The 23,674-nt window shown below is 72.5% G+C and carries 18 protein-coding genes and 1 CRISPR repeat array; of the genes, 7 read left to right on the forward strand and 11 right to left on the reverse strand.

Annotation, left to right across the window (positions count from 1 at the left end):
* Nucleotides 1-19 precede the first annotated feature (19 nt).
* Nucleotides 20-1,258 (reverse strand): MFS transporter, encoded by a 1,239-nt coding sequence (locus ACIQK6_RS25270; protein WP_329097206.1) that lies wholly within the window; start codon nucleotides 1,256-1,258, stop codon nucleotides 20-22.
* Nucleotides 1,259-1,531: 273 nt separating this feature from the next.
* On the opposite strand from ACIQK6_RS25270, the gene ACIQK6_RS25275 reads away from it, so the two are divergent.
* Nucleotides 1,532-3,118: a molybdopterin-dependent oxidoreductase gene (locus ACIQK6_RS25275; RefSeq protein ID WP_402695506.1), complete on the forward strand. Its 1,587-nt coding sequence runs from the start codon at nucleotides 1,532-1,534 to the stop codon at nucleotides 3,116-3,118.
* Here ACIQK6_RS25275 and ACIQK6_RS25280 read toward each other — a convergent pair.
* Nucleotides 3,074-4,357, reverse strand: coding sequence for a cytochrome P450 (locus ACIQK6_RS25280; protein WP_402695507.1), 1,284 nt, complete (start codon nucleotides 4,355-4,357; stop codon nucleotides 3,074-3,076). The two genes, ACIQK6_RS25275 and ACIQK6_RS25280, sit on opposite strands and share 45 nt — an antisense overlap.
* A gap of 205 nt (nucleotides 4,358-4,562) precedes the next feature.
* On the opposite strand from ACIQK6_RS25280, the gene ACIQK6_RS25285 reads away from it, so the two are divergent.
* Nucleotides 4,563-5,486: an SDR family oxidoreductase gene (locus tag ACIQK6_RS25285; protein WP_329097212.1), complete on the forward strand. Its 924-nt coding sequence runs from the start codon at nucleotides 4,563-4,565 to the stop codon at nucleotides 5,484-5,486.
* A 60-nt stretch (nucleotides 5,487-5,546) separates the two neighbouring features.
* Here ACIQK6_RS25285 and ACIQK6_RS25290 read toward each other — a convergent pair whose 3' ends face one another.
* Entirely contained in the window at nucleotides 5,547-6,311 is a 765-nt protein-coding gene (locus ACIQK6_RS25290; protein WP_329097214.1) for a TetR/AcrR family transcriptional regulator, read from the reverse strand.
* Nucleotides 6,312-6,407: 96 nt separating this feature from the next.
* Here ACIQK6_RS25290 and ACIQK6_RS25295 point away from each other — a divergent pair, with 96 nt between their 5' ends.
* Nucleotides 6,408-8,669 (forward strand): ATP-binding cassette domain-containing protein, encoded by a 2,262-nt coding sequence (locus ACIQK6_RS25295; protein WP_402695508.1) that lies wholly within the window; start codon nucleotides 6,408-6,410, stop codon nucleotides 8,667-8,669.
* A gap of 175 nt (nucleotides 8,670-8,844) precedes the next feature.
* On the opposite strand, the gene ACIQK6_RS25300 is transcribed toward ACIQK6_RS25295, so the two are convergent.
* Nucleotides 8,845-10,035 carry an enoyl-CoA hydratase/isomerase family protein gene (locus ACIQK6_RS25300; protein WP_402695509.1) on the reverse strand — a complete coding sequence of 397 codons (1,191 nt, stop codon included), beginning with the start codon at nucleotides 10,033-10,035 and terminating at the stop codon, nucleotides 8,845-8,847.
* Here ACIQK6_RS25300 and ACIQK6_RS25305 point away from each other — a divergent pair.
* On the forward strand, nucleotides 10,034-10,597 hold the full coding sequence (locus tag ACIQK6_RS25305) for a dihydrofolate reductase family protein (RefSeq protein ID WP_329097220.1): 564 nt from the start codon (nucleotides 10,034-10,036) through the stop codon (nucleotides 10,595-10,597). The genes ACIQK6_RS25300 and ACIQK6_RS25305 overlap by 2 nt on opposite strands.
* A 157-nt stretch (nucleotides 10,598-10,754) precedes the next feature.
* Here ACIQK6_RS25305 and ACIQK6_RS25310 read toward each other — a convergent pair whose 3' ends face one another.
* Nucleotides 10,755-11,330, reverse strand: coding sequence for a DUF6434 domain-containing protein (locus tag ACIQK6_RS25310; RefSeq protein ID WP_329097222.1), 576 nt, complete (start codon nucleotides 11,328-11,330; stop codon nucleotides 10,755-10,757).
* A gap of 120 nt (nucleotides 11,331-11,450) precedes the next feature.
* Here ACIQK6_RS25310 and ACIQK6_RS25315 point away from each other — a divergent pair, with 120 nt between their 5' ends.
* Nucleotides 11,451-12,032 carry a hydrolase gene (locus tag ACIQK6_RS25315; RefSeq protein WP_329097225.1) on the forward strand — a complete coding sequence of 194 codons (582 nt, stop codon included), beginning with the start codon at nucleotides 11,451-11,453 and terminating at the stop codon, nucleotides 12,030-12,032.
* Nucleotides 12,033-12,140: 108 nt separating this feature from the next.
* Nucleotides 12,141-14,150, forward strand: a complete 2,010-nt coding sequence (locus tag ACIQK6_RS25320; protein ID WP_402695510.1) for an NAD-binding lipoprotein — start codon at nucleotides 12,141-12,143, stop codon at nucleotides 14,148-14,150.
* A gap of 118 nt (nucleotides 14,151-14,268) precedes the next feature.
* Here the strand turns inward: ACIQK6_RS25320 and ACIQK6_RS25325 are convergent, their stop codons facing one another.
* The 4 genes from ACIQK6_RS25325 to ACIQK6_RS25340 all read right to left on the reverse strand — a co-directional run bounded on the left by ACIQK6_RS25325 (nucleotide 14,269) and on the right by ACIQK6_RS25340 (nucleotide 18,580).
* Nucleotides 14,269-16,227, reverse strand: a complete 1,959-nt coding sequence (locus tag ACIQK6_RS25325; protein ID WP_329097228.1) for an FAD-dependent oxidoreductase — start codon at nucleotides 16,225-16,227, stop codon at nucleotides 14,269-14,271.
* 224 nt (nucleotides 16,228-16,451) lie between these two features.
* Nucleotides 16,452-17,189, reverse strand: a complete 738-nt coding sequence (locus ACIQK6_RS25330) for a carbonic anhydrase (protein ID WP_329097230.1) — start codon at nucleotides 17,187-17,189, stop codon at nucleotides 16,452-16,454.
* 61 nt (nucleotides 17,190-17,250) lie between these two features.
* Nucleotides 17,251-17,787 carry an NADPH-dependent FMN reductase gene (locus ACIQK6_RS25335; protein WP_329097233.1) on the reverse strand — a complete coding sequence of 179 codons (537 nt, stop codon included), beginning with the start codon at nucleotides 17,785-17,787 and terminating at the stop codon, nucleotides 17,251-17,253.
* A 4-nt stretch (nucleotides 17,788-17,791) separates the two neighbouring features.
* Complete coding sequence (locus ACIQK6_RS25340) at nucleotides 17,792-18,580, reverse strand: helix-turn-helix transcriptional regulator (RefSeq protein ID WP_402695511.1); 789 nt, start codon at nucleotides 18,578-18,580, stop codon at nucleotides 17,792-17,794.
* A gap of 196 nt (nucleotides 18,581-18,776) precedes the next feature.
* On the opposite strand from ACIQK6_RS25340, the gene ACIQK6_RS25345 reads away from it, so the two are divergent.
* Nucleotides 18,777-19,640, forward strand: coding sequence for an alpha/beta fold hydrolase (locus ACIQK6_RS25345; RefSeq protein WP_402695512.1), 864 nt, complete (start codon nucleotides 18,777-18,779; stop codon nucleotides 19,638-19,640).
* A 65-nt stretch (nucleotides 19,641-19,705) separates the two neighbouring features.
* Here the strand turns inward: ACIQK6_RS25345 and ACIQK6_RS25350 are convergent, their stop codons facing one another.
* Together ACIQK6_RS25350 and ACIQK6_RS25355 are read right to left on the reverse strand one after the other, a co-directional pair.
* Nucleotides 19,706-21,523 (reverse strand): ABC transporter ATP-binding protein, encoded by a 1,818-nt coding sequence (locus ACIQK6_RS25350; protein ID WP_402695513.1) that lies wholly within the window; start codon nucleotides 21,521-21,523, stop codon nucleotides 19,706-19,708.
* A 280-nt stretch (nucleotides 21,524-21,803) separates the two neighbouring features.
* Nucleotides 21,804-22,442: a CRISPR direct-repeat array (repeat unit 28 nt; unit sequence GGTTCATCCCCGCAGGCGCGGGGAGCAG).
* 266 nt (nucleotides 22,443-22,708) lie between these two features.
* Complete coding sequence (locus ACIQK6_RS25355; RefSeq protein WP_329108302.1) at nucleotides 22,709-22,876, reverse strand: hypothetical protein; 168 nt, start codon at nucleotides 22,874-22,876, stop codon at nucleotides 22,709-22,711.
* Nucleotides 22,877-23,674: the final 798 nt, after the last annotated feature.

Consider the following 23,674-nt stretch of genomic DNA (forward strand, 5'->3'; position numbering starts at 1 on the left):
GGCGGGCCCCGGCGCCGATTCACTGGCTGCGTTTGCGCCCTGCCCGTGCGGCCCCGGCAGCCGCCAGACCGAGGACGGCGATCGAGGCGGCCGAGGCGAGCAGGGTCTCCCGGGCTCCGAACCCGGCCACCAGCGGGCCGCCCAGCGCGGTACCGAGCGGCACCGCGAGCACCCGGACCGCAGAGCTCGCGGCCAGGGTCTGGGGAAGCAGCTCCGGCGGGGCCGCGCGCTGGAAGAGGGCGGTGGACAGCGAGGCGTACGGGGGCCAGAGCAGCCCGGCCACGGCGAACCCGGCGACGGCGAACGCCGTCGGCGCCCCCAGCCCCGTCGGCAGCAGGAACACCCCGAAGGCGGCGACGATGCCGGTCGTGACCGGCCACACCGGCAGGCGGTTCAGGTATCCCGTCAGGACGGAGCCGAGGACGGCGCCGACACCGAACGCGGTGTAGAAGGCCGCGAGCAGGCCCGCAGCAGCGCCCAGACCGTCCGACACGTACAGCGGCAGGGCGACGTACACGGGACCGAAGAGGCAGAAGAAGGCGAAGCTCAGGGCGAGCAGGCCCAGCAGGGCCGGGGTGCGGCGGATGACGGCGAAGCCCGCGGCCTTGGAAGCGCCCTCCTCGGGTGCGGGCGGGTCGTCGTGCGGCACGCCGAAGAAGAAGGTGGCGGCCAGGACGAGGAAGGTCGCCGCGTCGACGGCGATCACGGTCGCCGCGCCACCCCACAGGATCAGGGCGCCGGCGAGCGGCGGGCCGAAGACGGTGGAGAGCGAGCCGATGCCGGACAGGACGGCGTTGCCGGCCAGGTGGTCGCGCTCCGGCAGCAGCCGGGCCAGCAGGGTGTAGACGCCGGCCTGGCCCCACGAATGGAGGACGCAGGACAGGGCGAGCAGGGCGACGTACAGCTCGGTGCTCAGTGTTCCGAGGGCGTGACACACGGGGATCGCGCCCAGGGCGGTGGCGCGCAGCAGGGCGTCGCAGGCGACCAGTCGGGCCGGGGGGCGGTGGCGCAGGAGCCGCCCGAGGAGGAGGGCCCCCACGGCGCCCGAGAGCGTGTAGGCGGCGGCTGCCAGGGCCACCCACATGCCGCGCTCCGCCGCCGGTGCGATCTCGATCGCCAGCCAGCTCACGGCGACCACCGCCATGCCGTCGCCGAGGGACGAGACGGTGAACCCCGGTAACAGGCGGCGCAGCGTCGGGTGGGTGAGGACGGGCCGGTAGGGGGAGGTGCGGATGGTCCGGTCGGATTTCAGGGGCACGGTGTCCACGCTTTCGGAGAACGACGGGGGACCTGTCGTCATCGTTGCCGCGCGCCCGGCCGTCGCCACGGCCCGTTCGCTCGGGGCATGATCCTTTCGCCCTGGGCGCACGACGCCGGCGCTGCCCGGCACTGCCCGGCCCGGCCCGGCCCGGCACGGCACGGCACGGCAAGGTCGGGCCCGGCGGCACGCCGGCGGCGCGGAGCCGCCCGGGCGCGGGACACTGGCCGTGTGGAGTCAGTCCCGAGCCGTTCTGTGCGGCCGAGGCGCACGATGGGCGCCGTCAGCGGGATCGTCGCGGCCGTGGCCGGGCTGGCGTCGGCGCAGCTGGCCGCGGCCGCGGCCGGCCGGCCCGAAGCCTCGCCGGTCACGGCCGTCGGCGGGGCCGTGGTGGACCTGACGCCCGTGGCCGTCCGGGAATGGGCGATCCGGTTGTTCGGCACCTCCGACAAGCTGGTGCTGGGCCTCGGCATCCTGCTCGTCCTGGCCGCGGTCGCCGTCGGCACCGGGCTGCTCGCCGTACGCCACCTCCCGGCCGCGATCGCCGTCACGGGCGGATTCGGGCTGGTGGGGGCCCTGGCCGCGCTCAGCCGGCCGGAGGCCTCCTGGCGGGACGCGCTGCCCTCCCTGGTGGGCGCACTGGTCTCGGCCGGGGTGCTGTACCTGCTGGTCACAGCCGGCAAGCGGGCCCGCCCGGCCGAAGCTGCGCCGGGCGGCGCCGGGTCGATGGACCGGCGCGGCTTCGGCCGGCTGGTGGTCGCCGTCCTGGCGGCGTCGGCCGGGGTCGGACTCGGGGCACGACAGCTCGGTGCGCACGGCAGCGCCGACGCCACCGCCTCCCGGGCCCGCTTCGTCCTCCCCCGGCCCACCGTGCCCGCGCCGCCGGTGCCCGCCGGCGCGGACCTGCGGGTGCCCGGGCTAGGCCCCTTCCTCACCCCGGACCAGGACTTCTACCGGGTGGACACCGCGCTGGTCGTCCCGCGCGTGGACGCGGACAGCTGGCGACTGCGCATCCACGGGGAGGGGGTGGCCCGGCCCCTGACCCTGGATCTGCGAGGGCTCCTCGCCCGCCCGGTGGTCGAGCACGACATCACCCTCACCTGCGTGTCCAACGAGGTCGGCGGCCCGTACGCGGGCAACGCCCGCTGGCTCGGCGTACGCCTCGCGGACGTGCTCCGCGAAGCGGGGGTGCGGCCGCCGTCCGAGGGCGGGCCCGCCGACCAGCTGGTGGCGCGTTCGGTGGACGGCATGACCATCGGCACACCGGTCGAGACGGTCATGGACGGGCGGGCGGCGCTGTTGGCCGTCGGCATGAACGGCCGACCGCTGCCCTTCGCCCACGGGTTCCCGGTCCGGATGGTCGTACCGGGCCTGTACGGGTACGTCTCCGCCTGCAAATGGGTCACCGAGCTGCGGCTGACCACCTTCGCCGCCTACGACGCCTACTGGGTGCGCCGCTCCTGGGCCCAGCAGGCCGTGGTCAAGACGCAGTCGCGGATCGACACCCCGCGCCCGTACGCCGACCTGCCGCCGGGCCGGGTGCCCGTCGCCGGGGTGGCGTGGGCCCAGCACCGCGGGATCGAGCGGGTCCAGGTACGGGTGGACGACGGCCCCTGGCAGGAGGCGCGGCTCGGGACGGCGGACGGCGTCGACACCTGGCGCCAGTGGGTGTGGCCGTGGCAGGCGACCCCCGGGCCGCACATCCTGGAGGTCCGCGCGACGGACGGCACGGGCACGGTGCAAACGGGCGTCCGCACCGGGACCGTGCCGGACGGGGCGACGGGGTGGCACGCGGTGGACGTGCGCGTCCGGGCGCTAGGAAGCGGCGGTGGCCGGCCGGCCGGGGCGGACCGGCAGTGAGCGGACGTTGTTGCTGATGAAGCTGTTCTGGTACGGGAGTTCGGCGTCCGGGACCGCGAGGTCGAGGTCGGGGAAGCGGGTGAAGAGCCGCTCCAGTGCGATCGTCGCCTCCAGCCGGGCGAGCGGAGCGCCGGTGCAGTAATGGGCGCCGTGGCCGAAGGCGAGGCTGCGGGCGGCGGTGGGGCGGGTGATGTCGAAGCGGTCGGCGTCCGGCCCGTGGAAGGACGCGTCGCGGCCCGCCGCGCTGTATCCGGCGAGCACCGGCGTGCCCTGCGGGATCACGGTGCCGTCGACGGTCAGGTCGCGGGTGGGGTAGCGGAACGGGAACCAGCTGACCGGGGTGTCCCAGCGCAGGGTCTCGTCCACCACGTCCGACCAGGTCGCCTTGGCGTCCAGGACCAGCGCGAGCTGGTCGCGGTGGGCGCACAGGGCGCGGACCGCGTTGACGATGAGGTTGAGGGTGGTCTCGTGGCCCGCGACGAGCATCAGCCGCATGGTGCCGATGAGTTCGATCTCGGTGAGCCGGTCCCCGTCGTCCTCGCGGGCGGCGATCAGCGCACTGGTGAGGTCCTCGCCGGGGTTCGCGGCGCGGGCGGCCGCGATCGTGCTGGTCAGGGCCATGAGTTCCTGGAGGGCGGCCATCTTCTCGGCCGGGGTGAGGTCGGTGGCGATGACCACCTGGTTGGCCAGGTGGTGCAGCCGGCCCCGGTGCTCGGGGTCCACGCCGAGCAGCTCGCAGATGACGTTCATCGGGAGCGGGAGCGCGAAGTGCTCGTACAGGTCGGCGGTCCCGTCGGGGGATCCGGCCGCGGCCCGCCCGAGGTCGTCGAGGAGTTCGGCGGTCAGCTCCTCGACGCGCGGCCGCAGCCGTTCGACCTGGCGGACGGTGAAGGCCTTGCCGACCAGCCCGCGCAGGCGGCGGTGGTCGGCGTCGTCCGCGGTGTGCATGCCCTGGGCGTTGGAGAAGACCCGCAGCGGCCAGTCGGCGGGGATGGTGCCGTCGTGCAGGGCGGGGAAGTGCCGGGCGTTCTTGGCCACGTCGGGGTGGGCGAGGAACTCCTTCAGCGCGTCGTGTCCCAGGACGACCGCTCCCGGGACCCCGCCGGGGAGCACGACCTCCGCCACCGCGCCGTGCTCGGCGCGCAGCCGGGCGTTGAGGGCGTGCGGGCAGCCGCCGGCGGGGTCGATCACGTAGGGGGTGCTCTGGCCCTGCGGGACGGGTGAGATGTGGGACGACAAGCCGGTTCTCCTGATCTGATGGACGAGACTCGGTCAACAGTGCGGCCTCGGGGGCGGGTTGGACAAGTCCGTTGCCGTCCCGTCCCAGAACCGGCCGGAGGCGGCACCCGCGGTGGCGGCGGCCCGGGCGATGGGACCCGGCGGCTCTGGTGGCCGACGGGCCGTTTGCCGTCGGCAGCGGCGGTGTCCGTCATAGGGTCGGGGCATGCCGGAAACACAGCGGACTCTTGAAGGCAGGGTGGCCCTCGTGGCCGGGGCGACGCGCGGCGCGGGCCGGGGCATCGCGGTCCAGTTGGGTGCGCGGGGTGCGACCGTGTACGTGTCGGGGCGCAGCACCCGGGGCAGACGTTCGGAGTACGACCGGCCCGAGACAATCGAGGAGACGGCCGAGCTGGTCACCGCGGCGGGCGGCCGGGGCGTCCCGGTGGTCGCCGACCACCTGGTGCCGGCGGAGGTCGAGGCCCTGGTCGGACGGATCGACGCGGAACAGGGCCGGCTGGACGTCCTGGTCAATGACGTCTGGGGCGGGGAGCTGCTCTTCGAGTGGGAGAGCACGGTCTGGGAGCACGACCTGGACAAGGGGCTGCGACTGATGCGGCTGGCCGTGGAGACCCACGCGATCACCAGCCATTTCGCGGTGCCGTTGCTGCTGCGCGAGCCGGGCGGGCTGGTGGTGGAGATGACGGACGGAACCGCCGAGTACAACGCCAGTCGCTACCGGGTGTCCTTCTTCTACGACATCGCCAAGTCCTCGGTGTTGCGCATGGCGTTCGCGCTGGGGCACGAGCTGGGGCCGCGGGGCGCCACGGCGGTGGCACTGACGCCGGGCTGGCTGCGCTCGGAGATGATGCTCGACACCTTCGGGGTGACGGAGGCGAACTGGCGGGACGCATTGGCGAAGGTCCCGCACTTCGCCATCTCCGAGACCCCGTCGTACGTGGGCCGGGCGGTCGCGGCCCTCGCCACGGACCCGGAGGTGGCCCGCTGGAACGGCCGGTCCCTCTCCAGCGGGCAGCTCGCCCGGGAGTACGGCTTCACGGACCTCGACGGCAGCCGCCCGGACGCCTGGCGCTACATGGTCGAGGTCCAGGACCCGGACCGCCCCGCGGACACCACGGGCTACCGCTGACCGGTCCGTCCCGCCCGTTCCTGCCCGTCCCGGACCGGCGCGGGCGGGCAGGACGCCGGGTCAGCGCGCGGGTCGGGAGTCGACGAGGCGGGCCAGGCCGTCGAGGACGCACTGGAGACCGAAGGTCCAGAGCGTCTGCGGGTGGTATCCGGCGACCGCCGCACCCACCCTTCCGGCGAGCGGGTAGCGCTCGGGGTCCAGCGCCCGGGCCAGCAGCGGCTCGCTGACGGCCCACCAGTCCTCCTGGCTCTGGCGACTGTTGTGCGCCGCGTCGTCGGCGACCCCCAGGGCGTGCGCGTGGACGAAGCCGAGGAGGTGGGCCAGGCCCGCGTCCATCTCGACGTCGGTGAGGCCGATGCCCTCGAAGGCCGCCAGCTCGTACTCGTACTTCCCGATGACTCCGGGCCCCAGCGGCGGGCGGGTGACCGCCAGGTCCGCGATCCAGGGGTGGCGGGCGAGCAGGTCGCGGTTGTCCTCGGCCACGCGGGTGACCTCGATCTGCCACGGGTCCCGCGCGCCGGGCGGCCGGCGCTCCATGCGCTCGTACGCCCCGTCCAGCATCAGGTCGAGGAGTTCGGCCTTGCCGGGGACGTACGTGTAGAGGGTCATGGGCGTCACGGCCAGCCGCTGGGCCAGGGCGCGCATGGTGAGCGCGGCCAGTCCGGCCTCGTCGGCGAGTTCGGTCGCGGCCCGGACCACGGCGTCGACGGTGAGGCCCTGCCGCGGGCCGCGCCGGCCCGGCCGGGCCGACTGTTGCCCCCGCTCCCGCCACAGCAGCTCCAGCGTACGGACGGGGTCGCCCGCCCCACTGCGGTCCTTCGCCATGTGCGGTCCTCCAAGCGCGTGGCCCATAAATCACTGTACGACGTATAGAGTACAGTGTAGAAAGTAAGCTCCAGACACCGCCACGCGAGGAGTTCCGTGCAGATCGCCGCCGACAGCCATCAGGTCATCCAGGTCCGCGGAGCGCGGGAGAACAACCTGACGGACATCTCCCTCGACATCCCCAAGCGCCGACTCACCGTCTTCACCGGTGTCTCCGGCTCCGGCAAGTCCTCCCTCGTCTTCGGCACCATCGCCGCCGAGTCGCAGCGGATGATCAACGAGACGTACACGGCGTTCATCCAGTCCTTCCTTCCGAGTCAGGGCCGGCCCGACGTGGACGGGCTGCACAACCTGAGCGCCGCCATCGTCGTCGACCAGGAGCGGATGGGCGCGAACTCCCGCTCCACGGTCGGTACCGCCACCGACGCCTCCACCATGTTGCGGATCGTCTTCTCCCGCCTCGGCGTCCCGCACATCGGCGCGTCCACCGCCTTCAGCTTCAACTCCCCGGAGGGCATGTGCCCGCGCTGCGAGGGCATCGGGCAGGTCTCCGACATCGACGTCGACCAGCTGGTGGACCGTGAACTCTCCCTCAACGAGGGCGCGATCACCGTCCCCGGCTACGCGGTGGACACCTGGTACTGGCAGAACATGGTCAACTCCGGCTTCTACTCCGCCGACATCAAGCTCAAGGACTTCACGGAGCAGGAGTGGGCCGACCTCCTGCACACGGGCCCGGTGAAGGTGAAGTCCGGCTCCACCAACTACACCTACGAGGGCCTGATCACGAAGATCCAGCGGACGTACCTGTCCAAGGACCGCGATGCGATGCAGGCCCACATCAGGGCCTTCGTCGACCGCGCCGTGGTCTTCACCGACTGCCCCGACTGCGGCGGCGCGCGCCTGTCCGCAGCGGCACGGTCTTCGCGCATCGACGGGCTGAACATCGCCGAGTGCTCGGCGATGCAGATCAGCGACCTGGCCTCGTTCGTCCGCCGGATCGACGACCCCGCCGTGGCCCCGCTGCTCACCGGCCTACGGGGCCTACTCGACTCCCTCGTGGAGATCGGCCTGGGCTACCTCAGCCTGGACCGCCCCTCCGGCACCCTGTCCGGCGGCGAGGCCCAGCGGGTCAAGATGGTGCGCCACCTCGGATCCTCGCTCACGGACGTCACGTACGTCTTCGACGAGCCGACGACCGGCCTGCACCCGCACGACATCCAGCGCATGAACGACCTCCTGCTGCGGCTGCGCGACAAGGGCAACACCGTGCTGGTGGTGGAGCACAAGCCCGAGGTCATCGCGATCGCCGACCACGTCGTCGACCTCGGCCCCGGCGCGGGCACGGCCGGCGGGCACCTGTGCTACAGCGGGGACGTGGCCGGGCTGCGCGCCTCCGGCACCCTCACCGGGCGCCATCTCGGACACCGGGCGCGGCTGCGGGAGTCGGTGCGCACCCCGCGCGGACACCTGTCGATCAAGGACGCCGATCTGCACAACCTGAAGGACGTCAGTGTGGAGGTGCCGCTGGGGGTACTGGCGGTGGTGACCGGGGTCGCCGGTTCGGGCAAGAGCTCGCTCATCCACGGGTACCTGGCCCGGCGGGACGGGGTGGTGGTGGCCGACCAGTCGCCGATCCGCGGCTCGCGCCGGTCCAATCCGGCCACCTACACAGGGCTGCTGGGGCCGATCCGGACGGCCTTTGCCAAGGCCAACGGGGTCAAGGCGGCGCTGTTCAGCGCCAATTCGGAGGGCGCCTGCCCGAAGTGCAACGGCCTCGGGCTGGTCTACACGGACCTGGCGATGATGGCCGCGGTCGCCTCGGTCTGCGAGGAGTGCGAGGGCCGGCGGTTCACGCCCGAGGTGCTCACGTACCGGCTGCGCGGCAAGAACATTAGCGAGGTGCTGAACATGCCGGTCGCGGAGGCGCACGCGTTCTTCCCCACCGGGCAGGCGCGCGCGGTCCTCGGCCGGCTGGCCGACGTCGGACTCTCGTACCTGCGGCTCGGGCAGCCGCTCAACACCCTGTCGGGCGGGGAGCGGCAGCGGCTCAAGCTCGCCATCAGCATGGCCGAGAAGTCCTCGACGTACATCCTGGACGAGCCGACGACCGGCCTGCACATGGCCGATGTGGACAAGCTGTTGGCCCTGCTGGACCGGCTCGTCGACGACGGGAATTCGGTGATCGTCATCGAACACCACCAGGCGGTGATGGTGCACGCCGACTGGCTGATCGACATCGGCCCGGGCGGCGGCCACGCCGGCGGCGAGGTCGTCTTCGAGGGCACTCCGGCGGACCTGGTGGCCGGGGCGGACACCCTGACCGCCCGTCACCTGCGGGAGTACGTGGGCTCGTAGCCCGGCGCCGGACGCCGGACGCCTTGCGTACGCTGCGCACGGCGTCCGCAGCGTCGGTTGGGCCGGCCGCCCGTCAGCAGACGAACGGACGCGCCCACGGCGCACCCGTGGAAGCTGCGCGAGGAGCACTTCGGCCACGGACTCCAGCGGGTCCCGGACGGCCCGGAGGCGCGGCTCAGCCTCGACCGAGGTCCTGCGGCGGCGGCAGACGCAGTTCGCGGTCCTCCCCGAGCGGGGCGAAGAAGCGCTCCACGTCGGCGTCGGTCACCTCGGCCAGGGTGGCCGGCGACCAGTGCGGATCGCGGTCCTTGTCGACGACCTGCGCCCGGATGCCCTCGACCAGGTCGGGCGCGGTCAGCCCGTTGCAGGAGACCCGGAACTCCTGGGCCAGCACCCGCTCCAGCGGGCCGAGCTCCGCGGCCCGGCGCAGTGCGGCGAGGGTGACCTTGAGGGCGGTCGGGGACTTGGCCAAGATCGTCTCGGCGGCTTCCTCGGCGGCGGGCTCCCCCTGGCCGAGCAACCGCTCCACGATCTCCTCGACGGTGGCGGCCGCGTAGCAGTGGTCGATCCAGCCGCGCCGGTCGGCGAGTTCACCGGGCCCGGGGGTGGCGGCGTACCGCGGGAGCACCTCACGGGCGGGTGCCCCGGCCAGGGCGGCGGTCAGCTCCGGGAGCCGGTCGGCCGGTACGAAGTGGTCGGCGAGCCCGCACAGCAGCGCGTCGGCGGCGCCGACCGCCGTGCCGGTGAGGGCGAGGTGGGTGCCGAGTTCGCCGGGCGCACGGCCGAGCAGGTAGGTGCCGCCGACGTCGGGCACGAAGCCGATGCCGGTCTCGGGCATGGCCACGCGGGAGCGTTCGGTGACGATCCGGACCGATCCGTGGGCGGAGACGCCGACGCCGCCGCCCATGGTGATGCCGTCCATGAGGGCCACGTACGGCTTGGGGTAGCGGGCGATGCGGGCGTTGAGCCGGTACTCGTCGCGCCAGAAACCGGCGGATGCGGTGTTCCCGGCCTTGGCGTCGTCGTGGATGGCCCGGATGTCCCCGCCCGCGCACAGGCCGCGCTCACCGGCGCCGCGCATCAGGACCTGATGGACGGCGGGATCGGCCGCCCATGCGGCGAGGGCTTCGTCGATGCGGATCACCATGGGGCGGGTGAGGGCGTTGAGGGCTTTGGGGCGGTTGAGGGTGACCACCCCGGTCCGGCCTTCGATGTGGAGCAGCACGGTGTCCGCGTCGTCGGGCTGCGGGGCTTCGGCCCGCGGGTCTTCGGCCTGCGCGTCTTCGGTCTTCACACCGGCCAGTATCACCGTGGCCCGCGCCGCTCCCGGCATCGGGCGCTCCCGGGGCGTACCGTGGTCGGCCATGCGGAAGATCGTGCTGATGGCCGGGGTGTCGCTCGACGGGTTCATCGAGGGGCCGGACCGGGACATCGGCTGGCACCAGGTCGACGAAGAGCTGCACCAGCACATGAACGACGTGCTCCGCCCGATGGGCGGTTTCCTCAGCGGGCGCGTGACGCACCAGCTGATGGCGGACTACTGGCCGACCGCCGACGCCGATCCGGCGAACGCCGGCACGGTGGCCGAGTTCGCGGAGATCTGGCGGTCCAAGCCCAAGTACGTGTACTCGCGCACCCTGCGGTCGGCCGAGTGGAACACCACGGTCGTGCGGGACGTCGTGCCCGAGGAGGTCGCCGCGCTCAGGGCGGCCCCGGGCGGCGACCTGACGCTGAGCGGGGCCGATCTCGCCGCCTCCTTCCTTCGCCAGGACCTGGTGGACGCCTACCGGATCTACGTGCACCCGGTGCGGATCGGGCGCGGCACGCCGCTCTTCCCCACCCTCGACCACGCTCCGGTGACCCTGCGGCACACGGACACCCACACCTTCGGCAACGGCGTCGTCCTGCTGCGCTACGAGCGCGCCTAGTGCTGTGGCCGGAAAGGTTTGCCGGTTCGCGGCGTTCGGTGCGGTGCATCGCAAGGCGGAAGGCCGCGGCTCGTACTGGACGTACTTGCGCGGTCCGACAACGCGGCGAGGTGCCGTACCGGGCGTCGTGAGCCGGTGAACCTTTCCGGCCACAGCACTAGGCCGTCGCGGCCCGGTCGCGGGGGCGGGCCCGATGGTCCTGCCACGCGGCCAGGGCCTCGGCGCGGGCCCCGTCCGGGTGCTGGGCGTGCCAGGCGCGCAGGAACCGGTTGAACTCGAACTGCACGCCCACCTCCTGGGGTTCGGCAGCCCGGGTGCGGGTCGCGTGCCAGTGCGCGACGGCCTCGGCGAGGGTGTGCCCCGCGTGCTGGGCGATGTAGTCGCGCATGAAGGCGTCGAAGTGGAAGCCGGGTCCGATCTCGCGGACGAAGTACGCGCGCAGCACCTGGCTGCAGCGCTGGCCCGGCGGGATCACGGTCGCGCCGCTGATGGGGGCGGTGAGCTGGCGCCCGGCGCGCCGGGGTGCGGGGGCCGCCGGGGCGGCGGGCGCGGGAAGTCCGTCGAGGGCGGCGGCGAGCCGTGCGGTGACGACTGCTTTGCCACCGCGGGCCGGGAGGCCCATTTCCCGTGCGAGGGCGCCCAGTTCGGCCAGCGTCCAATACCAGCGCAGCAGCTCGGTCCCGCTCAGTGCGGGCGTCAGGGCGGGCCGGGATTCCCTTGTATTCGTACTCACGTTCCCATCTTAGGGGCGGGTGAATCCGGCGAGAGGGACAGGAGGGCCAGGAGGGCCGGGGAAATCGGCGGACCGCCTTGTAAATTGCGCGCCATGCCCCACTTTGCCGGAGGAGACCTCATGACCGCCGAACCCCACCGCCTCACTCTCGGCGGGGACACCGCCCTGGTCCTCATCGACCTCCAGACGGGCATCCTCGAGCGGCCCGCCGCGAAGCCCACCCCCGAGATCCTGGGGAAGGGGATCGCGCTCGCCGAGGCGTTCCGCGCCCACCGGCTGCCCGTGGTCCTGGTCAAGGTGGCGTGGTCCCCGGACGGCGGCGACCTGCCCACTGCGAACGTCGACCGCCCCGGCCCGGCCGCCGCCCCGCCCGCCGCCTTCTCCGAGATCCCGGCCGAGCTGGCCGCCCTCGGGGACGTGGTCGTCACCAAACGCCACTGGGGCGCCTTCACCGGTACCGAGCTCGACCTCCAGCTGCGCCGCCGCGGCATCCACCGGATCGTGCTGGCCGGCATCTCCACCAGCGTCGGCGTCGAGTCCACCGCCCGTACGGCGTGGGAACTCAGCTACGACCTGGTCTTCGCGGAGGACGCCACCGCCGACACCGACCCCGACTCCCACGCCCACACCTTCGGCAAGATCTTCCCGCGCATCGGCAGGGTCAGCACGACGGACGAGATCATCGCGGCCCTGGACTCCTGACCGGCAGATCCCCGGGTGCTTCCCGCAGCGGCCCCGCGGCCGGGGGCGGTTCACCCGTAACCGAGCGGGCGCCCGCGGGTTAGCAGCGAGGAAGGCGAGGGGGTTCTCATGGCGCAGCGGCACACGACGTCCTTGGCACTGCGCCTGCGGTACCGGTTCGACAATCTGATGGCGGGGGGAACCACCGCGCTCATCGGCTGGTTCGCCCTGGCCTGCCTCGCCGTCGTGGTCCCGGCGAGCACGGTGCTCGTCTGGGCCGACCGGGCCGCCCCGGCAACCCTCTCCGGCAGGCTCGCCGCCATATGGGTCAGCGTCGGACAGACGCTCAAGATCGGAGGCGCGGTCGGGTCACCCCTCTACGTGCTGGCCTCCGTGGCGCTCGCCCTGGTGGCCCTGCTGTTCGTTTCCACGCTGGTCGGTCTGATCACCACCGGCATCAACCGGCGCATGATGCTGCTGCGGCGCGGCCACTCCACCGTGCTGGAGTCCGGGCACACCGTCCTGTTGGGCTGGTCGGACCAGATCTTCCCGGTGGTCGGGGAGCTGGTGGCCGCGAACGCCAACCAGCGCCGGTCCGCCATCGCCGTCCTCGCGCCGAAGGACAACGTGGAGATGGAGGAGGAGATCTCAACCTCCATCGCCGAAACCGCTGCCGGTACCGGCAGCGGCAGCGGCAGCGGCAGCGGCAGGAGCAGGAGCAGGGGTACGACGCGGATCATCTGCCGCAACGGCCGCACCACCGACCCCACGGCGCTGTCCCGGGTGAGTCCGCGGACCGCAAAGGCCGTGCTCGTACTGCCCCCAGAGGGGGACACCGGTGACGCCCAGGTGGTGAAGACGCTGCTCGCCCTCGAGGCGGCGGTCCGCGAACCCGGCGGGGCGGTGGTGGTCGCCGCCGTGCGCGACACCCGCAACCACCTCACCGCCCGGCTGGCCGCCGGGCCCGGCGGGCACGTCCTGTGCGTCGACGACATCATCGCCCGGCTCCTCGTCCAGACCGCCCGCGAGCCGGGCCTGTCGCTCGTCTACCAGGAACTGCTCGACTTCGCGGGCGACGAGTTCTACGCCGCCGCCGCCCGGGGCCTCGCCGGCCGCACCTTCGGCGAGGCCCTGCTGGCGTTCAGCACGTCCTCGGTGGTCGGTCTGCTGCACGCCGACGGCGGTGTCGCGCTCAATCCGGACCCCGGTACGACGATCGGCACGGACGACCGCATCATCCTCATCTCCGAGGACGACGACACTGCCGTACCGGCGGACGCTTCCTCGTGCGTCGACGAGGACGCGATCGTCACGGCCCGCCCCGGGGCGCCCGAGCCCGAACGGCTGCTCCTCCTCGGCTGGAACCGGCGCGCGCCGCTCGTCGTGGAGCAGCTCGACCAGTTCGTCGGCCCCGGGAGCACGCTGGACGTCGTTTCGCTGGCCGACGAGCTGCGGACGCGCCCCGCCTCGGGCGTCGCGGGGGCGCGCAGCCACCTCGAAGTGGCCTTCCGCAGTGGGGACATCACCGATCCCGAGCTGCTGGCCAAACTGGACGTGCCCGCGTACGACCGGGTGATCGTCATCGGCGAGACGGGCCACGGGACCGGCCCCCATGCGGCAGCACCGGTGCCCGCCCGCGCGATCGACCTCGGCCTCGCCCCGGAGACCGGGACGGAGACGGACGACCGGACACTGGTCACCCTGCTCCATCTGCGGGCCATCGGGGAGGCGGCGGGGCGGGAGCCGTCGCTCACCACGGAAATGTCCGACGACGGCAACCGGCTGCTGGCGCCCGCCCGGGAGGGCGCGGACTTCATCGTCAGCGGCCGGCTGATCAGTCTGCTCATGACCCAGATCTCGGAGAGCCCCTATCTCGCCGCCGTCTTCCAGGAGTTGTTCGAGGCGGAGGGGAACGAGCTCCACCTGAAGCCGGTCGCGGACTACGTGCACACCGATCGCGAGGTGACGTTCGCGACGCTCGTCGAGTCGGCGCGGCGGCGCCGCGAATGCGCGGTCGGCTACCGGCTGCGCGCCGAGGCCGCCACGGGCCCTGCGTACGGTGTGCGGCTCAATCCGGACAAGGGGCAGCCGGTCCGCTTCGGCGAGCACGACTGGCTGATCGTGCTCGCCGAGAACTGAGGAGGGGCAGGGGCGGAAGCCTGGGCCTCAGGTGGGGGGCCTCAGCCGGGTGCGTCAGGCGGGGGCGTCAGGCGGGGGCGTCAGGCGGGGGCCTCGAGCGAAGGCCCCCGCCGGCCGGTCAGAGCGTCGAGTGGACCTCCAGGGCGGCCCGCACCGCGGACTCCAGTGCCCCCTCGATCCACGCCGGCTTGATGGAGGTGTGGCACCCGGCGAAGTGCAGGTTCCCTTCGACCTTGCGGACGTGGGGGAAGAGTTCCGTGTGCTGGCCGGGCAGCAGCACGGAGGCCTCGCCGTAGGCGTATGGGTCGCGCATCCAGGACTGGGTGCGCCCGACGCCGGTGTAGAAGACCTCGATCCGCTGCCCGAACACCTCCTGCACCCCGGCGAGCGCGCGCGGGTAGCGCTCCTCGTCGTCCAGGGAGTCCCACTTCAGGGCGTCGTCCGACCAGCTGTAGGAGGCGAGCACGACCCCGCCCGCACTGCCCTCGACAGGGTAGGAGGGCTGGAACATGAAGCGGTTGGGGTTGTCGGTGGCCGAGCCGCCGCCGATGACGTGGGCCGCCTCGGGCTGGTCCCGGGTGACCGCCCGACAGGCCGCGTAGTGCGCGCGCTGCCCGCTGGAGATGCCGCGGTCGGAAACGGACGAGTGCGCGCCCAGGAGGCTGCCGTCCGCGGGGGTCCGCCCGAGCTGGTACTTGCGGTACAGGCCGGGCTGTACCGCCTCCAGCTCGCGCTTCCAGTCGGCCTCGTCGAACTCCCACCAGCGGCGGCTGAATTCCAGCAGCACCTTGGTCGCCGCGTCGTAGTGCAGCTCGGTAATCGCGCGCCGCTTGCCGTACGAGAGCGCGGGCGCGACCGGGATGTGGCGCAGCCCGGAGAAGGGCACGGTGATGATCGCGGTGTCGCCGGTGAAGGTCTCGCGCCGCACGGTGCTGCCGCCGCGGCCCTCGGAGACGGTCTCGATGCTGACCCCGCCCTCACCGTGGGTGATCCGGGTGGCGCGGCGGTCGAGCCGGACGAGGTCGTCGACGCGGGCGTAGAGGGCGTCGACCAGGGTGGCGGTGCCGCCGGGCAGTTCGAAGAAGGCGGTGTCCGGGCTGATCAGCGAGGCCCCGATGAAGCTGTGCACGAAGGCGAGGTGCAGGCGGGAGGTGAGGTTCTCGACGGTGCCGATCAGGTCGATCGTGCGCTCGTCGAGCTTCGCCTCCTCGGTCAGATAGCGGTACATCGACATGTGGCCGTAGCGCTGGATCACGCGGGCCCAGCCCTCGACGAGCTGCTTGTCCTTCTTGCCCTCGATCTCCTTGCGTACGGGGGCGAAGGCGTTGCGGACGATCTGCGCGGCGGGCAGGGCCTCGTAGGCCGCCGGAACCCCGAAGGTCTTGTTGAGGGCCTGCGGGCTGCGCGCGTAGTCGGCGCGGCGGACGCGGATGCCGTTGACGAAGATCCAGGTTCGGTAGGCGGGGCGGCCGGACCCGTCGACGTCGACCAGGTGGAAGCGCCGGCGCTTGAGCCCGAGACTGTCGATCAGCCCGGTGACCAGGGGGTGGCTGTCGGGAATGCGCATCGCGCCGGCCTCGGCGTACTGCTTCGGGTCGGCGAAGGGGGCCGCGGACTTCTCGTGGCCGCCGGTGCGGAAGGTCTTGATCCGGCCGCCCACCCGGTTGCCGTTGGCCTCGATGACGGTGACCTGGTGCCCGGCTTCGCGCAGCAGGTGGGCTGCGGTGAGCCCGGCGGGCCCGGCGCCGACGATCAGTACCTTCTTGCGGGTGCGGGACCGGGGCAGACCGTTCTTCAGCAGGATGTCGGAGTAGCGGGGAACGAGGGGTTCGTCGTCCTCGTCGCGCACGAGGACGGCCCGGGCGATGGTGAGGCAGGTCTCCCAATCGGGGCTGGCCGAACCGGACGGGGCCTGCGGGGTTCCGGAGGCGGCGGCGACCGAGAGGGCGCCGACTCCCGCGACGGCGGCTGCGCCGGCGATGACCTTGCGGCGGGAGGGGCGGCGGGAGGACGCCGGGGCGGGCTCGCCGGAGGGGCCGGGCGTGGCGTCGGGCGCGGGCACGGGTTCGATGATCATGTACCAACTCTCCCGGCCCGTCGGGGCCTTCAGCGCCCAAAGGCACCCCTGCGGGGAACAACCACCCGGACGTGCGGTGTGGGCCTCCCGAGGCTGACGAACTGGGATTCGTGCCGAGCCGGACCCGGCCGTGCGGCTGAGCCGGACGCGGCGGGTCAGCCGAGCCGGAGCCGGCGGGTCAGCCGAGCCGGAGCCGGCGGGTCAGCCGAGCCGGAGCCGGCGGGTCAGTCGAGCCGGCGCACCCGCTGGCTGGTCAGCTCGTACCGGGCTCCGACCACGGCCAGGGCCCCGGCCGCGACCTTGGCGGCGAGCTCCGGTTCCGCGGCGAGCCGCGCCCGCACCAGCCGTACGTTCGCGGTGATCGCGGCGTCGATCCGCGCGGCCCCGCGCAGCGCGCGGTCGATCGCCGGGTGGATCTGATCGACGAGGTACTGCATGTGGCCCGGCAGCGAGGCTCCCTCTTCGGCGGCCCGGACGGCCGCGGCGACCGCCCCGCACGACTGGTGGCCCAGGACGACGATCAGCGGAATGCCCAGTTCGAGGACTCCGTAGGCGATGCTGCCGAGCACCGCCTCGTCCAGGACCTCGCCCGCCGACCGTACGGTCAACAGATCGCCCAGGCCCTGGTCGAAGACCAGCTCCGGGGGGACGCGGGAGTCGACGCAGCCGAGGACGACGGCGAAGGGGTGCTGGCCTCCGACCAACGTCTGCCGCACGGTCCGCGTCTCGTCGGGGTGCCGCTCGTGCAGGGTCCGCCAGCGCGCGTTGCCCGTCTCCAGTTCCCGCAGCGCGGACGCGGGCGTGGCGGGCCGGGTCCGTCCGGGGCCCCCGGCGACGGGGGTGTCCGGGGTACGGGGGGAACCGGCCACCAGGCCGGCCCCCAGTGCCACCGTGCCGGTCAGTACCACCCGGAGCAGCCGGCGCCGCCCCGGCCGGCCATGGCTTTCCACATGAATGCTCATATCAGAACAAAATATGCACATCCGCTCCCAAAGGGTGGGCGCCGCTCTCGGGCGGGCCTCCTCAGCGGGGCGTCAGCAACCGGGCGAGCACCGTGCCGAGCTGCTCGCGCACCCCTGCGTCGGTGATGACCCCGTCGGCGCCGATCGCGCCCCGGTCCACCGGGACGCTCACGCACGCCGACTCCACGATGTCCGCGCCGGTGTAGCCCAGTACCGTCCGCAGCGTGGCCTCCGCTCCCCGGCCCCGGCCGGCGGCGGCCGCGTTGACCCAGGCCACGGGCTTGTCGCAGATCTCGGTGCCGCCGACCGTCCAGTCGAGCAGGTTCTTGAACGAGCCCGGCAGGGTGCCCGCGTACTCCGGGGTGCAGATCAGGACCGCCGTCGACGCGGCGATCGCCGCGCGCAGCTCCGCCACCGGGGCCGGCAGCGGGTCGGTGTCGTCGTCGGGGTTGAAGTGCGGCAGGGCGGCCAGGCCCTCGTAGAAGACGGTGCGCACCTGCGCGGGGGCCACGGCCTGTGCGGTGCGCAGCACGGACTCGTTGGAGGAGCCGGTCCGCAGGCTGCCGGACAGCAGGAGGATCAGGGACGGTGTGGACATCCGGTCAACCTACTTCCGAGGGGAACCGTTCGGTGCCGAGCACCCGGAGCAGGGCGAGGCGGTCGGCCGTGTCCGAGCCGGGCGGCGGGGTGAAGAGCACGAGGCGTTGGTCCTCCTCCTGGGCGAGGAGCACCTGACAGTCGAGGTCGACGGGGCCGACGACCGGGTGGATGACCCGCATCCGGCTGCGGCGCCGGACGGCGACCTCGTGCAGGTCCCAGAGGCCGGCGAAGTCCTCGCTGGCCTCGCGCAGACGGTCCACGAGGCGGCCGGCCACCGGATCGGCGGAGCCCCGGCGGGCGACGGCGGCGCGCAGGTCCGCGACGTGCAACCGGCTGTAATGGTCGTGTTCTTCGGTCGGATACGCGTCCCGCGCGGCCGGGTCGGCGAACCAGCGCCAGATCACGTTGCGGCCGTGCTCGGAGACCGTGCACACGCCGCCCAGTAGGGACCGTGCCAGGTCGTTCTGGGCCAGGACGTCGCCCAGGTCGCCGAGTACCTGGGCAGCGGTGCCGGGCAGTTGGTCCAGCAGGTGGAGGTGGTCGCGTTCGTCGTCGCTGAGCCGCAGGGCGCGGGCCAGAGAGGAAAGGATCTGCGGTGACGGCTGCGGGCCGCGGGCCTGCTCCATCCGCATGTAGTAGTCGGCCGACATCCCGGCGAGCTGGGCGACCTCCTCGCGCCGCAGCCCCGCCGTCCGCCGCCTCGGCCCCTCGGCCAGGCCCACGTCCGACGGACGCACGCGGTCACGCGAACGGCGGAGGAAGTCGGCGAGGTTCCAGCGATCGATCGTCATATTGATCATTCTGCCGGACGGAGCCGCGCGCCGGCCGGGTCCACGTGCGGGCCGGGTCCACGTGCCGGCCGGGGCGCGCCTGGGATCCCCGGTCCTAGGTTCGAGCGGGCTCTGCCGCCTGCGGGACGGCGGCGGCAATGTGGGCGGAGCCGGAGCGAAGGGCCCGGCGCCCACCGCCCCAGAAGGAGCAGCCGCCATGACCACCCGTGCCACCGTCACCCCCACCCCCACCGCCACCGCCACCGCCACCGCCGCCACGACCGCCCCCCGTACCGCGACCGTGCAGGTCGTCGACGCCCGGGTCCACTACGACCGCGCCGGCTCGGGCCCCGCGCTCGTACTCGTCCACGGCACCGGATCGGGCGGCTCCGCCGTGAACTGGGGCCGGCTGCTGCCGCATTTCACCGCCGACCGAACCGTCATCACCCCTGACCTCTCGGGCACCGAGCGCACCGTGGACGACGGGGCGCCGCTGACCGTGGAAGGCCTGGCCGCCCAGGTCATCGCCGTCATCGAGGACGCGGACGCCGGCCCGGTGGACCTGCTGGGCTTCTCCATGGGCGCGCCGGTGTCCGCCGCCGTCGCCGCCCTGCGCCCCGATCTCGTACGCCGCCTGGTCCTGGTCGCCGGATGGGCCCACACCGACGGCGACGAGTACCTGCGCAACCTCTTCACCCTGTGGAAGCAGCTCGGCGCCTCCGACCCGGCCGCCTTCGGCCGCGCCGTCGCCATGACCGGCTTCAGCCGCGGATTCCTCAACGCGATCGGCCGCGAGCAGGTGGAGCTGCTGATCCCCAACATGCCGCCCACCCCCGGCACCCTGCGCCACGTCGACCTCGACACCCGCATCGACATCCGCGACCTGCTGCCGCGCATCCAGGCCGAGACGCTGGTGATCGGCTGCACCCAGGACATCACCGTCCCGGTGGAGAACAGCCTCGCCCTGCACGCGGCGATCGGGAACAGCCGTTACGCCGAGATCGACGCCGGGCACGTCGCGTTCTTCGAGAAGGAGGACGAGTTCGTCCGCCTGGTGCACGAGTTCGTACCCGCTGCGTGATCCGCTGCGCAACGAGGACGTCGCGCAGCGGATCACGGGGCGGGCCCGGCGGGCCGGGCCCGCGGTCAGCCGAGGTCCACGCGCGCGGCAGAGGTGTCGTCGAGGAAGCCCCCCGACTGGTGCTGCCACAACTTCGCGTAGGCGCCCTCGGAGGCGAGCAACTCCTCGTGCGTGCCGCGTTCGACGATGCGTCCGCGGTCGAGGACGACGAGCTGGTCCATCGTCGCGACCGTACTCAGCCGGTGCGCCACCACGAGGGCCGTCCGGCCCGCCATGAGCCGCCACAGCGCCTCTTGGACGAGGATCTCGCTCTCCGAGTCCAGGGCGCTGGTCGCCTCGTCGAGCAGCAGGATCGGCGCGTCGCGCAGGATCGCGCGGGCGAGCGCGACGCGCTGGCGCTGTCCGCCGGACAGCTTGACGCCGCGCTCGCCCACCATGGTGTCGAAGCCGTCGGGCAGGGTGTCGGTGAACTCCGTGACGTGCGCCGCCTCGGCCGCGCGGCGGATCTCGGCCTCGGTGGCGTCCGGCCGGGCGAAGGCGATGTTGTCCCGCAGGGTGCGGTGGAACATGGCCGGGTCCTGCGGGACGTAGGCGATCAGGCTGCGCAGGTCGGCCTGGCGCAAGTGGGTGATGTCCTGGCCGCCGATCAGGATCCGGCCGGATTCGATGTCGGTCATCCGCATCAGCAGCCGGGTGAGCGTGGTCTTGCCGCCACCGGACCGGCCGACGAGGCCGATCTTCGTCCCGTCGGGCACGTCCAGGTCGAGGCTGTCGAAGAGCGACTTGCCGCCGCCGTGGGCGAAGCTGACCCGCTCGAAGCGGATGGCGGAGGACCCGGGCCGCAGCGGCTCGGGGAATGCCGGGTCGAGTACGGTCGGCGGCGTGAGCAGCAGTTCGGTGAACTGCGCGGCCTCCGTCATCGAGCTCTCCATCCGGCGGTAGATCTGGTTGAACTCGAACATGATCCGCGTCGCGCTGGCGTAGTAGGTGAAGGCCACGATGACCGCTTCCACGCCGTGTTCTCCCCCGCCGAGCGTGACGGCGAGCAGCAGGCCCAGCGCGTTGGTCAGTACGGACATCGGCGCGACCAGCGTGTCGATGCGGAGGTTGCCGTAGTCCCAGGAGCGCAGGGTGAGCCGGCGCGACTCCGCGACGCGCGATCGGTGCTCGGCCGCCTCGCGTTCCTCGGCGGCGAAGGCCCGGACGGTATCCATGTTCATCAGGCTGTCGGCGACGTGGCCCGACATCCTGGCGATCGCCTCCTCGCGCTGGGCGACGAGTCCTTGGCGGCGCCGGATCAGGGGCGCCACGCCCAGTGCCGTCACGGCGATCAGGATCAGGAGTCCGGCCACGAGCAGCGGGTCGTACTGCCACAGCACCACGGAGGCGAACACCAGCGGTACGAAACTGCCCATCACCGAGAAGGTCAGGGTGTCGACGAGGTCCTCGAAGCGGGAGGCGAAACTGAGCACCCGCTTGGTCAGCGATCCGGCGAAGTTGTCGTGGAAGAACGCGGCGTCCTTGGCGAACAGTTCGTCCATGCCGACCACGTACAGGTGCTCGATGCCGCGGGCGTCGAGGCGGTTGAGGCAGTGGAGGCCGAGGCGCCACAGCGCCTCGGCGAGGAGCAGGACCCCGGCGAAGCCGAGGAGGTACGGCAGCATCGCGTCGACGGCGGTGCTGCCACCCCCGGCGATGCGGCCGACGAGTTTGGCGACGATCAGCGGCGCGATGTAGTTGATTCCGATGTTGCCCAGCGCCGGGAGCAGCATCGCGGGTGCGGTCAGCCATCGAAGGCGGACCAACTCCCTTCCGTAGTAGCGAAGTGCGAGGATGACCGGGCCCTTGCCCGGTGGACTTTCGGGCGGTTCAGGCATTCCCATTGCAACCCTGTGCTGTCGTGTGCGGGCGGTTTGCAGGAACCGGAAGTGTCCCGTGGCGCTGGCCGCGCGGTCCAAGGATTTTCCCCGGATGGCGGTACCTCGTACCCGTTCGCGCCCGGGAGCGGCCCCCTGGAGAGCTCGCGCCGAGTGTGCGGCTGCCGCTTACGGGACGGGCCGCTGCTGCTGCGTGACGGAGTGAATCCCGCCGCCGCCAATGCCGAACCAACCCCTCGGAAACAACCCGCGCCCGCTGATCCCCTATCCCCCGATCAGAAGATCGGGGCGCATCCCCGCAGGCGCGGGGAGCAGATCGCCTCGGCCAGGAGCACCTCGGCGCGGGTGGGTCCATCCCCGCAGGCGCGGGGAGCAGGCCTCCTCGGCCGCCTTCGCCGTGCGCAACGCGGGTTCATCCCCGCAGGCGCGGGGAGCAGCTGATCGCCAACCTCGAAGCCATCGCCGACGAGGGTTCATCCCCGCAGGCGCGGGGAGCAGGACGCCGTTATGGCACTGCGCCGGCGGGACGGCGGTTCATCCCCGCAGGCGCGGGGAGCAGATCCAGCAGGACTACGACGCCCGCCCCGACGGGGGTTCATCCCCGCAGGCGCGGGGAGCAGTCCCGCCGCTTGATGGCCGTGGCCAAAGCGTCGGGTTCATCCCCGCAGGCGCGGGGAGCAGGACCCACGGGCCTACGCGCCGTGGGCGGGCCCGGGTTCATCCCCGCAGGCGCGGGGAGCAGTGGCGCGCGCCGCGCTCGCCTCCGCGAAGATCAGGTTCATCCCCGCAGGCGCGGGGAGCAGGGCGGCGGCGCGGCGGTGGGCGACAACTCCGGGGGTTCATCCCCGCAGGCGCGGGGAGCAGTGGGTCTGCGCGGCGAGCGCCGACGCCTTGTCGGGTTCATCCCCGCAGGCGCGGGGAGCAGACTGGCTGACCTGGCACTTTATGGCGGTCGCGGGCCGCTTTGCAGCACTTCCCGAGAAACCGACACTCCGGGCATTAGGGCAACTGTCACACGTAACGCGCTCATCTCAAACGCTTCAGAGCCGAAGAAGGCCAGCAGGCTCACGACACGCCCCCGACCACTCTGCGCCTTCCGGAACTTGGCTGCATCGGGGTCTGGGCCTTCTACTTGAAGGCGTTCGTACGATGTCGGGCCGTCGAGAGCGCCGCTGGGCAGTGATGGTTGCATCAGTCCTCCCACTCACGGAGTTCGTCGTTCAGGGCGCCAGTATCGTCGACAATGACAGCGGCGAGCATGCAGTGGGACTCCTCTGCGTCGATGCGTCGTAAGCGTTCAACCTTGGCGTTGAAGTGCAAGGAGCCCGGCTGGATGTAGGTGTGGGCGATTCGATGCACTTGTCGAGCATGTACCGGTAGACGACAGGCGGCCGCCCCGTAGGGCTCGACTGGGAGATCTACCGACGCCGCAACGAAGCGAAGAGAACGGCAAACCGACCGAAAGGCTTCGGTGCGGTGGCGACCAACACGACGAGCGGGTCTACGTCGAGACGGACGTCCATCCGCTGGGCCTCCCTAACAGCCTTCAGCTTCTCCACGAACATCGTGGCGACGGCGCCGAGTGCGACCCGCTGGCTTTCAGCCAACCGATGTTCAGACGGGTGCGCACCGGGCGGTACCGGAGAACGCAGGAGCCCGACTCGCTGCCAGTGAACGCATCGTCGTCCTGCTAGCCACACTCACCGGGATGTTCTTAGAACGTGCACACATCATTGCCGCACCACGTCGCTCGCGCCCCAGCGATCCACGACCGGTCGGACACGGCCTGACGGAGAAGGCGATCGTGGCGGCGCGCCGTGGAGCCGGGGCCGGTCTGTGCACGACGGCTGCTGCGGCCGGCACCTACCGCCGGCTTGGTCCCGCATGCTCGTGGCCGACAGCTCGGGCCGGTCATCCTGCTCCCTGCCCTGCAGGGATGACCCCTGTGCGTGCACTGGTCGAGGGGGCCCTCGACCCCTGCCCCCTACCTCTGGGGGGCAGAGGGACACAACCGATCGCAGGGCAGGGTTTCAAGGCGACTTGGAACTCTCCTTGTTCAGGTCGGAGCCGCACAAGGCCTTTCAGTAGAAGCCCACTTGCACGCATCGCCGTTCGTGTAACGTGCCGCTCCTGACGGAGCTTCACGACCTCATGACT

This window comes from Streptomyces sp. NPDC091682 (genome assembly GCF_044756625.1).
GTDB lineage: Bacteria > Actinomycetota > Actinomycetes > Streptomycetales > Streptomycetaceae > Streptomyces.